Genomic DNA, 11,919 nt, shown 5'->3' with positions numbered 1-11,919 from the left:
GGAGCTCAGCGCTCGCGCTTCTCCTTGATCTTCGCGGCCTTGCCGCGCAGCTCACGGAGGTAGTACAGCTTCGCGCGGCGCACGTCACCGCGGGTGACGAGCTCGATCTTCTCGACGATCGGGGTGTGCACCGGGAAGGTGCGCTCGACGCCGACGGAGAAGGAGACCTTGCGGACCGTGAAGGTCTCGCGCACGCCGGCACCCTGGCGACGGATGACTACGCCCTTGAACTGCTGCACACGGGAGCGGTTGCCCTCGATGACGCGCACGTGGACGTTGACGGTGTCACCCGGGCGGAAAGCCGGGACGTCGCTGCGCAGCGACGCGCTGTCGACGGAGTCGAGCAGGTTAGCCATGATCGTCTGCTTTCTTCACTGATGCCACAGGTCATCAGTGGGATGTGATGATGAGGATTCGGTAGCTGTTCGCGTCGGGCGGGCGTCTTGGCCTTCCCCGCCGAGCGGGGAGAAGAGCTTCGGCCGATCCCCCTGTGGCAGGGGCGCACGCTGGACGTACAGCAGCGGCCTATTCTTCCACGGCTTGGGGGTCTCGCCCAAATCGGCCGTCGGGCCCCGGCCGCCACCCCAGGATCGAGAGCATCTCGCGGTCCTTCTTGTCGAAGGCCCCGGGCTCGCAGCGCTCGATGAGATCGGGCCTGTTGCGAACGGTGCGCCGCAGCGCCTCGTCCCGCCGCCAGCGCGCGATCTTGCCGTGGTGGCCGCTGAGCAGCACGTCGGGGATGCCGTGCCCGCGCCACTGGGGAGGCTTGGTGTAGACCGGACCCTCCAGGAGGTTGGCCATGGCTCCGGGGGCGAAGGAGTCGTCCTGGTGGGACTCGGCGTTGCCGAGCACGCCCGGCAGGAGCCGGGCCACGGCCTCCGTGACGACCAGGACGGCGGCCTCCCCGCCGGCGAGGACGTAATCGCCGATGGAGACCTCGTAGACGGGCATGCGGGTCGCGTACTCGTCCGTGACGCGGCGGTCGATGCCCTCGTAGCGCGCGGGGGTGAAGACGAGCCAGGGGCGCTCGGAGAGCTCCACGGCGAGCTCCTGGGTGAAGGGGCGGCCACTGGGCGTGGGGACGACCAGGACGGGCCCGTGGGCCCCCGCCTCGTACCCGTCGGCGAGCACGTCGTCGAGGGCCGCGCCCCAGGGCTCGGTCTTCATGACCATGCCGGGGCCGCCGCCGTAGGGGGTGTCGTCGACCGTGTTGTGCCGGTCGTACGTCCACTGTCTGAGGTCGTGGACCTGGACGTCGAGCTGCCCACGCGCGCGTGCCTTGCCGACGAGGGAGACGTTCAGGGGGTCCAGGTACTCGGGGAAGATCGTGACGACGTCGAGCCGCATTACGCCTCGTCCCGCGCGGAGGCGATCTCGGCGCGGTCGTCGATGAGACCGGGGGGCGGGTCGATGACCGCGCGCTGGGCATCGAGGTCGATCTCGGTGACGATCTCCTCGACGAAGGGGATCATGACCTCGCTGCCGTCGGGCCGTTCCACGATGAAGAGGTCCTGCGAGGGCAGGTGCGAGATCTCGGTGATCCGGCCGACCTCCGTGCCGTCCTCCAGGACGACGTCGAGGTCCATGAGCTGGTGGTCGTAGAACTCGTCCTCGTCCTCGGGGAGCTCCGCCGGGTCGACCTCGGCGATCAGGATGGTGTTGCGCAGCGCCTCTGCGCCGGTGCGGTCGCGTACGCCCTCGAAGCGCAGCAGCAGTCGGCCGCTGTGCACCCGGCCCGACTCGATGGTCAGCGGGCCTGCGGAGGCGGGGTCCGTGGCGAGGACGGCACCGGGGCCGAGCCGCAGCTCCGGCTCGTCGGTGCGGACCTCGACGGTGACCTCACCCTTGATGCCGTGGGCACGGCCGATGCGGGCGACTACCAACTGCACTGCGTTTCTCCTCATCCAACGACTACGGGCCGGGGAAGGCCCTGGAGCCCTCCCCGGCCCGAGCCGGTGCTGCTGTGGTTCTGCGAACCCGGTTCAGCGAACCTGGTCCACGTCGACGAGGTCGACGCGGACACCGCGGCCACCGATGGCGCCCACGACCGTGCGCAGGGCACGCGCGGTGCGGCCGTTGCGGCCGATCACCTTGCCGAGGTCGTCAGGGTGGACCCGGACCTCGAGGACGCGCCCGCGGCGCAGGTTGCGCGAGGCCACCTGCACGTCGTCGGGGTTGTCGACGATGCCCTTCACGAGGTGCTCGAGAGCCTCCTCGAGCATGCTCAGGCCTCGGTGGACTCGGTGGACGCGGCTTCGGCCTCGTCCGCCTTCTTGTCCGACTTCTTGGCCTTCTGGGTGATGGCCTCACCCTTGGCGTCGTCGCCCTCGAGACCCTTGGTGAAGGCCTCGAAGGCGGCGCGCTTGTCCTTGGGCTCGGCGACCTTCAGCGGCGCCGGGGCCGGCAGGCCCTTGTGCTTCTGCCAGTCGCCGGTGAGCTTTAGGATGGCCATGACCGGCTCGGTCGGCTGGGCGCCGACGGACAGCCAGTACTGGGCACGCTCCGAGTTGACCTCGATGCGCGAGGGGTTCTGCACCGGGTGGTACAGACCGATCTCCTCGATGGCCCGGCCATCACGGCGGGTACGGGAGTCGGCGACGACGATGCGGTAGTGAGGCGAACGGATCTTGCCCAGACGCTTCAGCTTGATCTTGACTGCCACGGGAGTGGTGTCTCCTGGTCTTGACGTGGGTGGGCACAACAGTGATGCCGCGTGGGGTTGCGGTACTCGAGTGCCCGATGGACGCGTCAGCCGGAGGAGAGAGGGGTCCTGTGCGACTGTCGAGTACAGCTAGCCATTGTGCCATACGTCCCCGGGGCGCCCGAACCCGGACCGGGCGCCCCGGCCGGGCTCAGCCCACACCCACGGCGACCACGTCCGGGATGCGGAACGGCTTCCCGCAGCCGCCGCACATGATCGGCGCCTGGGCGAGCACCGAGGGGACGACGCGGACGTTGCGCCCGCAGTCGCAGACCGCCTTCACTCGCACGCCTCCTCCTGAGGAGCCGTGCCGGGCGGCGGGGCCCCGGAAGCTGCGCGCGGTGTCCGCCGTCGTCGCCGCGGTGTGCGCCTTCAGCGCGCGCTGCAGGCGCTCGATCGTCGGGCGGTAGAGCTTCTTCGCCTCCGGGTTGAGCGTGACCAGGGAGAAGCCGCTGCTCGGATGTGGCTCCTCGGGGTGGTCGAGGCCCAGCTCCTCGGCGATCGCGAGGAATCTGCGGTTGTGGTAGCGGCCGGCACGTGAAGTGTCGCGTACACCGCGCGAGGCGGCGATGCCATGGACTGCTTCGTGAAGCAGTCGCTCGAAGGAGAGCTCGGCGCCACAGGCGGACGACGACTCTCCGATCAGGGATTCGGGCGCGGCAAGGTCGGGCAGCTCGGGGTGGTGCCGCTGAATGTCGGCCCACGCCTGTGCCAGCTCTGCGGCGAGAACAGGTGGTGTCGTGCTCACGTCGTGACAACGAGCCGAGTGCCCCGGGGGTTCCATTCCGGGGCATCCCAAATAATTTGCACGTACCCGTCAGTTGCCATTGATGCGTCCGGACGAGGGCGGGTGCGCTGATCTGCGGAGAAGCCTCACAGCTCGCATCAAGCCGGTACGTAGCGGCGCGTACGCCCCAGCGCGTAGCCCATGTCCTCGCGCCGGGTGGGAGCGGGCGACGACAGCGACGTTACCCGGGGTCTCATCGGCGTCCGGCACCGGCCCGCGGTCCGGCGTACCCGGGAGGGGCGCACAACGGTGGCACGCAAGCATTGCCCGACAACCTCTGGACTCCACGACGGATGCGGAGTTCTCTGGCATACGGGGGGAGTGCGAGCGCACTGCACGGGGGCGGATGAACCGTTGGATTCCGGCACTGCACCAACTCTCGTTTGATTGGGGCGCTTTCGATGACACCAACACTCGTGCAGTCGCACCTCCCCCGCGCGGGCGCTTCGCCCCGTGTGGACCTGTGTGCACGCGCGCGTGACTGGGCGGAGATCCAGGAACGGATGCTGGTCCCGCTCTATGAAGCGGTGTACGAACGGCTCGAAGTGAATGGAGGCACCCGGCTCCTCGGCCTCGGCTGCGGTTCCGGACTGGCTCTGCTGATGGCCCTCTCCCGCGGCGCCGCGGTCACCGGCGTCGACCCCGCGCACCCCGAACGCCTCGCTCTCGCGCGCGAACGTCTGCTGGCGGACGGCGGGGAGGCAGCACGCGCGCGTGCCGGTACCCGCCTGGTGGAAGGCGGCCCGGCGGACGCGGCGGACCCGGAGCTGCCCGCGTACAACCTCGTCACCGCCTTCCAGCCGATCGGCTGCATGGCGGGTGACTCCGAAGGGCTGTCCGACCTCCTGGAGGCGGCGGCCCCGCTCGCCGGGCGCGGCGCCCCGGTGGTACTCGCCGGCTGGGGCCCTCCGGAGCGTTGTGCGACCTCCTCAGTACTGAGGGTGGCGACGAAGCTCGCCGATCCGCTCCGGTCCACGGGCAGCTGGCGCCCCGCGCTCCGGGACGACCTGGAGGAAGTCGCCCATCGGGCGGGGCTCAAGCCGGACGGCTCGGGCCGGGTGGCGTGCCCCTTCGGATACGCGGACGTGGAGAGCGCGGCGCGCGGGCTGCTGTCGACGGGGCTGTTCGACGCGGCGGTGGGCGCGACGGACCAGGTGCAGGTCGACAAGGAGCTGACGGAGGCGCTGCATCCGCATCGGCGCGGGGACGGCACGGTGTGGATGCCGAACGTCTTCCGCTACCTGATCGCCCGCACGCCCTAGCCGCCCGCGGCGGCCGAAACTGCCGGCCCGGGCCAAGGTCACAGGCCCTCGCCGTCCTTGGCCATCCGCGTGATGCCCGCCACCCGGTACGCCTGCGCTTCCTCCAGCGTCTCGTTCTCCAGCAATGCCACGGCCAGCGCGTCGAGTTGGTCCCGGTGGTCGCGCAGCTGGCGGCAGGCGCTCTCGTAGCACTCGTCGACGATCCGGCGCATCTCACCGTCGATGGTGTCGAGGGTCCCGGGGGCGGCCGCGAGCCCGTACGCCTGCTGGGCGTCGTTCGGCAGGGCCGAGAGGCGGCCCACGAGTTCGCTCATGCCCCAGCGGCCGACCATGCCGCGCGCGATGTTGGTGACCTGCTCCAGGTCGTTCTCGGCGCCGGTGGTGACGACTCCGTAGACGACGTGTTCGGCGGCCATGCCTCCCAGGGCGCCGATGATGCGACCTCTGAGGTACTCCTCGGTGTACGCGTATTTGTCGGAGTCGGGAGTCGAGAGCGTCACGCCCAGCGCACGCCCGCGCGGCACGATCGTGATCTTGCGGACCGGGTCGGCGCCGGGTTGCAGCATGCCGAGCAGGGCGTGGCCGCTTTCGTGGTACGCGGTGCGCCTGCGCTCGTCCTCCGGCATCACGAGCGGCCGCTCGGCGCCGAGCTGGACCTTCTCCATGGCTTCGGAGAGGTCGGACTGGGTGACCGTTCGCTGCTTGCGCTTGACGGCGACGAGGGCCGCTTCGTTGGCGAGGTTGGCGAGTTCGGCGCCGGTCATGCCCGGCGTCGTACGGGCGACCTGGGCGAGGTCGACGTCGTCGGCCAGTGGGATGGCCCGCGTGTGGATCTTGAGGATGGCCTCGCGGCCGCCGCGGTCGGGCGGTGAGACGTTGACGACGCGGTCGAAGCGCCCGGGTCTGGTGAGGGCGGGGTCGAGGACGTCTGCGCGGTTGGTGGCGGCGAGCACGATGACGCCTTCCGCGCCGGAGAAACCATCCATCTCGGTGAGGATCTGGTTCAGCGTCTGCTCGCGCTCGTCGTGCCCGCCCATTCCGCTGCCGCCGCCCCGCGCGCGCCCGATGGTGTCGATCTCGTCGATGAAGATGATCGACGGCGCGACCTTGCGGGCCTCGGCGAAGAGTTCGCGTACGCGCGAGGCGCCCACGCCCACGATCATCTCGATGAAGCCCGAGGCGGAGGCGGAGAAGAAGGGCACGCCCGCCTCGCCCGCCACGGCGCGGGCGAGCAGCGTCTTGCCGGTGCCGGGCGGCCCCGCGAGCAGCACGCCGCGCGGCATCCTGGCACCCATCCTGCGGTAGGCGTCGGGGTTCTTCAGGAAGTCGACGACGTCGTTGAGCTCGCCCTCGACCTCGTCGATCCCCGCCACGTCCTCGAACGTGGTCCGCTTCGCCCCGGGCTCCAGTTCGACGGGTTTCGGCGGCGTCTTGCGGCCGAGCATGCCGCCCCCGCCGCCCATCCCCGCGCCCATGCGCCGGGCGATGAAGATCCAGAGCACGACGAGCAGCAGCATCGGGGCGAGCGAGATGAGCAGGTTCGACAGGAAGCTGCGCTCCTGCACCACAGGCTCGGCGGTGACGGTGACCTTGTGCTTGGTCAGGTCGTCCCAGAGCTTGTCGTCGGCGAAGGCGGGGCGCTGCGTCGTGAACTTGGTGTACTTCCCCTTGTCACCGTCCGGCTTGGACTGCTCCTTCTTGAGCTGCCCCTGGATCGCGTCGCCCTTGGAGTAGATCTTCGTGACGTTGCCGGAGTCGACCTGCTTGGCGAACTCCGTGTACGAGATCGTCGGCTCGTCGCCGTCGTTGAAGAAGGACAGGACGAGGTTGGCGATGAGATACACGATCAGAGCCGTCAGGACCAGGCCGCCCCAGCCGCCCGGCATCTTCTTCTTCGGCGGCGGCGTCGGGTCGGGCGGCGGCGCGCCCTCGGAACGCCACGGCGGATCGGGCGCCTGGCGCGGCGGCACAGGGTTGCTCATATCCGGACGTTACGTCAGAAATTGGCCTCGGGCACCTGCTCCGGGGGGCCGGGAAACGCCAATGGGGCGCCCCTTTACGGAGGGGCGCCCCATTGGCGTACGGGACGGAACAGCCCATGATCGGGCGGGCGGTTCCGTCCACTCGACGAACGTCAGCCCATGAACTTCTTGAACTCGTCGGGAAGCTCGAAGTTCTGGCCGGCCTGGCCACCCGGAAGCCCGAAGGCGCCGCTGTCCTGACCGGCCTGCTCGCGGCGGGCGGCCGCCTCCTGCTCCTCCTGCTTGCGCTTCATCGGGTTGCCGGAGCGGCGCTTGCCCTTGGCCTGCTTCTGCTTCTTCTTCTGCCTGCCGGGGCCGCCGCCCATGCCCGGCATCCCGGGCATACCCGGCATGCCGCCGCCCTGGGCCATGCGGGACATCATCTTCCGCGCCTCGAAGAACCGCTCGACGAGGTTCTTCACGGCGCTGACGTCGACGCCGGAGCCCTTGGCGATACGGGCCCGGCGCGAGCCGTTGAGGATCGTCGGCTCCTGACGCTCGGCGGGCGTCATCGACTTGATGATGGCGGCGGTACGGTCCACGTCCCGCTCGTCCAGATTGGCGATCTGGTCCTTGATCTGCCCCATCCCGGGCATCATCCCGAGCAGCTTGCTGATGCTGCCCATCTTCCTGACCTGCTCCATCTGGGCCAGGAAGTCGTCGAGGGTGAAGTCCACACCCTTCTTGGAGGCCAGCTTGGAGGCCATCTTCTCGGCCTCTTGCTGCGAGAAGGTCTGCTCGGCCTTCTCGATCAGCGTGAGCATGTCGCCCATGCCGAGGATGCGGGACGCCATGCGGTCCGGGTGGAACGCGTCGAAGTCGTCCAGCTTCTCGCCGTTCGAGGCGAACATGATCTGACGCCCTGTGACCTGCGCGATCGAGAGCGCGGCACCACCGCGGGCGTCACCGTCGAGCTTGGAGAGCACGACGCCGTCGAAGCCGACGCCGTCCCGGAAGGACTCGGCCGTGTTGACCGCGTCCTGACCGATCATGGCGTCGACGACGAAGAGGACCTCGTCCGGGCTGACGGCGTCGCGGATGTCCGCGGCCTGCTGCATCAGCTCCTGGTCGATGCCGAGGCGTCCCGCGGTGTCGACGATGACGACGTCGAACTGCTTGGTCTTCGCGTACTCGACCGAGTCCTTGGCGACCTGCACCGGGTCGCCGACGCCGTTGCCCGGCTGGGGGGCGTAGACGCCGACGCCGGCGCGCTCCGCGACCACGCTCAGCTGGTTGACGGCGTTGGGGCGCTGGAGGTCGCAGGCGACGAGCAGCGGCGCGTGGCCCTGGCCCTTCAGCCAGAGACCGAGCTTGCCCGCGAGGGTCGTCTTACCGGCACCCTGGAGGCCCGCGAGCATGATGACGGTCGGGCCCGTCTTGGCGAAGCGCAGGCGCCTCGTCTCGCCACCGAGGATGCCGACGAGCTCCTCGTTGACGATCTTGATGACCTGCTGGGCGGGGTTGAGGGCCTGGGAGACCTCGGCGCCGGTCGCGCGCTCCTTGATCTGCTTGATGAAGGCGCGGACGACGGGCAGGGCGACGTCCGCCTCGAGGAGGGCGATGCGGATCTCGCGCGCCGTGGCGTCGATGTCCGCCTCGGACAGGCGGCCCTTGCCCCGGAGGTTCTTGAATGTCGCTGCGAGGCGGTCGGAGAGAGTATCGAACACGGCGGTCGCGAATCCTCGGGTCGGGGGAAGGGGAACAGGTCGCCTTCCAGAGTATCGGTCGACCGAGGGCACCGTGCGGTGGGCTTGGGCGGTTGTTCTGCGCGGGCCCCTGGCGGGGTGGCGTTCCGGTGGGCTCCGGTGGGTGGGCTCCCCCGCCTCCGTCTGCAGGTACGAACGGGCCCGCCGCTCCGCGGCGGATGTCTCCCACCCACCCACCCGTTTGCCCCGCGACGCACGGCGGGAGTAGGGGCGGGGGGGGCGGGTACATCCCCGCGACGCACGAATGGCAGCAGGGCCGAGGGTGGGGACATCCCCGCGACGCACAGCGGGAGCGGGGGCCCCGGGAGGGGCGGGTACAACCTCGCGACGCACGACGGAAGTAGGGACCCGGGGGGTGGGAACATCCCCGCGACGCATGGCGGGAGCGGGGGTCCCGGGAGGGGCGGGTACGCCCCCGCGACGCGCAGCGGGAGCAGGTGCCGGAGAGGGACCCGCGACGTACAGCCGAGACAGGGGAGCGAGACAGGGGAGCCAGTAGGTGCGCCCCCACCGGGGCGCGGTCGCACGCGCGCCGGAGGGGACGTGGGGGTATGTGCGAACGGAGCACCGAGCATCCTGTAGCCCCATTGTTCGTGCAGCGCGACGCAGGGATAGCGAGTACGCACATACCCCCGCGGCCCCGCCCCACAACCGCACAACAGCGCAGACCCCAGCCCCAGCGCAGCCGCACACGCCACCGCCCACGCCACCGCACACGCAACCGCCCACGCCACCCAAGCCCACCCCCCACCCCCTACCCCCGCAACCCCCCCTCCACCCCCCGAGCAACCCCCACCGCCCGCTCCCCCGCCAACGGCCCCCCATCCGCCCCCGTCACATAGAACGCATCCACCGCGTTCGCCCCCAGCGTCGACACATGCGCACTCCGCACCACCACCCCCGCCGCCTCCAACGCCCGCCCGATCCGGTGCAGGAGGCCCGGGGCGTCCTGGGCCCTCACCTCGATCACCGTTGCGAGGCGTGAAGCCGCCGGGGCCACCGTCACCCGGGCCGGCGGGGCGGCCGGGCCGCGGCGGCGCGGGTAGGCCGCCTCCCGCTCCGCGAGCCGCGCCTCGATGTCGAGTGAGCCGTCGAGTGCCCGCACGAGATCGGCCCGCAACCGCGTCGCCTGCGGCAGCGAGCCGTACTCCGCCGCCACCCGCCAGCTGAGCAGCAGCACCGAGGACGACTCGACGCCCGAGGGCAGCGTCACCTCCCGCAGCTCCGCGGTCCGCACCGCGAGCCGGTGCAGCGCGAGGACCCCGGCCACCGCGGACAGCACCCCCGGCTGATCCGGCACGGCGACCAACAGCCGCACCCCGAGCGGGTCCGCCTCCGCCTCGACCTCCCCGCCGACCTCGACCTCGACCTCGACCTCCCCCTCCCTCTCCGCCCGCGCCCGAAGCGCCAGCACGGGCCCACCCGTACGGAACGCCTCCATCGCGAGCCGCTCCTGCTCGGCCGTCGGCGCCGCGTCCTCTGCGGCATCCTCCGGGACGGCGTCCCCGGAGAGCACCGCCGCCACCCGCCGCACCAGATCGGCGACCAGCGAGGCCCGCCACGCCGACCAGGCCGCGGGCCCGGTGGCCAGCGCGTCCGCCTCGGTCAGGGCGTGCAGGAGCTCCAGCGTCCCTACGGAACCCACCGCCTCGGCGACCCCCCGTACCGTCGCGGGATCATCGAGGTCACGCCGTGTCGCCGTCTCCACGAGAAGCAGGTGGTGCCGGACCAGGCACGCGACGACCGCGACGTCGTCCGCGTCGAACCCGATCCGCGCCGCGACGTCGCGGGCGATGACCTCCCCGGCCTCGGAGTGGTCCCCGGGCCACCCCTTGCCGATGTCGTGCAGCAGCGCCGCGACGAGCAGCAGATCGGGCCGCCCCACCCGCCGGGTGAGTTCGGCCGCCCGTACCGCCGTCTCGACCAGGTGCCGGTCGACCGTCCAGGTGTGGACCGCGTTGCGCTGCGGCCGGCACCGCACCCGCTCCCAGTCCGGCAGCATCCGCGTGATGAGCCCCTCGGCCTCCAGCGCCTCCCACACGTCGACCGTCGTCCGGCCCGCGCCGAGCAACGTCACAAGCTGATCGCGGGCCTCGGCCGGCCACGGCGTGGGCAGGGGGCGCGCGGCGGCGGCCAGCCGGCGCACGGCGTGCAGCGAGAGCGGGAGTCCCGCCTGCGCCGCCGCCGCGGCGGCCCGCAGCGGCAGGACGGGGTCCCGCTCGGGCCGGGCGGCGCGGGCGAGCACGGCCTCCCCGTCCTGTTCGACGACCCCCTCGGCCAGCGGCGTCCGCTCCGCCACCGCTCCGCGGCCACGCCCGCCGCCACCACCAAGGAGCGTTCGCAGCCGCGGTCGCCCGGCCCGCGCCCGCAGCACGCGCCCGACCTCGCGCCAGGTCACGTCACTGGCGTACGAGACGACGCGCGCCGCCTCGTAGACCTGCCGAAGCAGGGTGTCGGCGTCCAGCAGGCCGAGTTCGGCGGCGACCTGGTCCTGCTCCTGGAGGGCGAGCCGGTCGGTGGCCCGGCCGGTCGCCAGGTGCAGCGCGTCGCGCACGTCGAGGAGGTGCCTGCGGGCGTCGGCGAGCCCTTCGCGGGGCGCGTCCGCGAGCCACGACGCGGCGACGGCCCGCAGCGCGGTGACGTCGCGCAGCCCGCCCCTCGCCTCCTTGAGGTCGGGTTCGAGGAGGTAGCTCAACTCGCCCTGGCGCTCCGCCCGTTCCTCGCACAGTTCGCGCAGCTCCGGCAGCCGCTTCACCGCCTGGTCGCGCCAGTCGGCGAGCACGGCGGTGCGCAGCGCGGCGGTCATCCCGGAGTCGCCCGCGACATGGCGGGCGTCGAGGAGCCCGAGGTGCACCTTGAGGTCCTCACCGGCCGTCTTCCTGGCCTCCGCGGGTGTCCGCACGGAGTGGTCGAGTGCGAGGCCGAGGTCCCAGACCGGGTACCAGAGGCGGTCGGCGAGCGCGGCCACCTCGGCGCCGGCCGCGTTGCCGTCGTGCAGGAGGAGCAGGTCGAGGTCGCTGCGGGGCGACAGCTCGCCGCGCCCGTAGCCGCCCACCGCGACGAGCGCGACGCCCCGCGGCACGCCCGCGGACCCCGCACCGCCGCCGCCACCGGCCCGGAAGAGCCCGGCCAGCCAGTCGTCCGTCAGCTCCGCGAGGGCGGAACGGCGCGGCGGCCCTGACCGCGACTCCTCGTGGAGGAGCCGCAGCCGGGCCGCCGCGTAGCCGCTGGGTCCGGATTCTTCCGGTTTCGCTTCGGTAGGTACGTCCACACTCGTCACCCAGCAGCTCCTGTTCGGTCCCACTCAGTTCATTTCGCCCGACGTCTCACTCCCGGGGGGGGGCGGGGCGGGGGCCCCGGGGGGGGGGCGGGGGCGGCGCCGGCCCGCCGGGGGCCCGGCGCGGACCGGCCGGCGGTGGCCGGCCGCGCGAGGGCCGGCGCC

10 protein-coding genes are annotated in these 11,919 nt (G+C 71.8%); 1 reads left to right on the top strand and 9 read right to left on the bottom strand.

Going from position 1 to position 11,919, the window contains the following annotated elements:
- Positions 1-5: 5 nt before the first annotated feature.
- From rplS to ACFVYR_RS10305, 6 genes are all read right to left on the bottom strand, one after another.
- Entirely contained in the window at positions 6-356 is a 351-nt protein-coding gene (gene rplS, locus ACFVYR_RS10330) for a 50S ribosomal protein L19 (RefSeq protein WP_355811736.1), read from the bottom strand.
- Positions 357-525: 169 nt separating this feature from the next.
- Positions 526-1,347 carry a tRNA (guanosine(37)-N1)-methyltransferase TrmD gene (gene trmD, locus ACFVYR_RS10325; protein WP_384250023.1) on the bottom strand — a complete coding sequence of 274 codons (822 nt, stop codon included), beginning with the start codon at positions 1,345-1,347 and terminating at the stop codon, positions 526-528.
- Positions 1,347-1,889, bottom strand: a complete 543-nt coding sequence (gene rimM, locus ACFVYR_RS10320; protein WP_384250020.1) for a ribosome maturation factor RimM — start codon at positions 1,887-1,889, stop codon at positions 1,347-1,349. The genes trmD and rimM overlap by 1 nt, the downstream gene beginning before the upstream one ends.
- A 93-nt stretch (positions 1,890-1,982) precedes the next feature.
- The gene (locus ACFVYR_RS10315; protein WP_014176063.1) at positions 1,983-2,222 is read right to left on the bottom strand and encodes an RNA-binding protein; all 240 of its coding nucleotides are present in this window, start codon (positions 2,220-2,222) and stop codon (positions 1,983-1,985) included.
- Positions 2,223-2,224: 2 nt separating this feature from the next.
- Positions 2,225-2,662: a 30S ribosomal protein S16 gene (gene rpsP, locus ACFVYR_RS10310; RefSeq protein WP_150186450.1), complete on the bottom strand. Its 438-nt coding sequence runs from the start codon at positions 2,660-2,662 to the stop codon at positions 2,225-2,227.
- A 190-nt stretch (positions 2,663-2,852) separates the two neighbouring features.
- Positions 2,853-3,449, bottom strand: a complete 597-nt coding sequence (locus ACFVYR_RS10305) for a hypothetical protein (protein WP_384250016.1) — start codon at positions 3,447-3,449, stop codon at positions 2,853-2,855.
- Positions 3,450-3,889: 440 nt separating this feature from the next.
- On the opposite strand from ACFVYR_RS10305, the gene ACFVYR_RS10300 reads away from it, so the two are divergent.
- Positions 3,890-4,750, top strand: a complete 861-nt coding sequence (locus ACFVYR_RS10300) for an SAM-dependent methyltransferase (protein ID WP_384250013.1) — start codon at positions 3,890-3,892, stop codon at positions 4,748-4,750.
- Between the two features lie 38 nt (positions 4,751-4,788).
- On the opposite strand, the gene ftsH is transcribed toward ACFVYR_RS10300, so the two are convergent.
- The 3 genes from ftsH to ACFVYR_RS10285 form a co-directional block, all read right to left on the bottom strand.
- Positions 4,789-6,732: an ATP-dependent zinc metalloprotease FtsH gene (ftsH, locus tag ACFVYR_RS10295; protein WP_384250010.1), complete on the bottom strand. Its 1,944-nt coding sequence runs from the start codon at positions 6,730-6,732 to the stop codon at positions 4,789-4,791.
- Positions 6,733-6,884: 152 nt separating this feature from the next.
- Entirely contained in the window at positions 6,885-8,438 is a 1,554-nt protein-coding gene (gene ffh, locus ACFVYR_RS10290; RefSeq protein ID WP_384250008.1) for a signal recognition particle protein, read from the bottom strand.
- 793 nt (positions 8,439-9,231) lie between these two features.
- Complete coding sequence (locus ACFVYR_RS10285) at positions 9,232-11,757, bottom strand: [protein-PII] uridylyltransferase (RefSeq protein ID WP_384250006.1); 2,526 nt, start codon at positions 11,755-11,757, stop codon at positions 9,232-9,234.
- Between the last annotated feature and the right edge of the window lie 162 nt (positions 11,758-11,919).

The organism is Streptomyces sp. NPDC058284 (assembly GCF_042881135.1).
In the GTDB taxonomy this organism is placed as follows: Bacteria; Actinomycetota; Actinomycetes; order Streptomycetales; family Streptomycetaceae; genus Streptomyces.
This window is presented reverse-complemented; position numbering and strand designations above follow the sequence as displayed.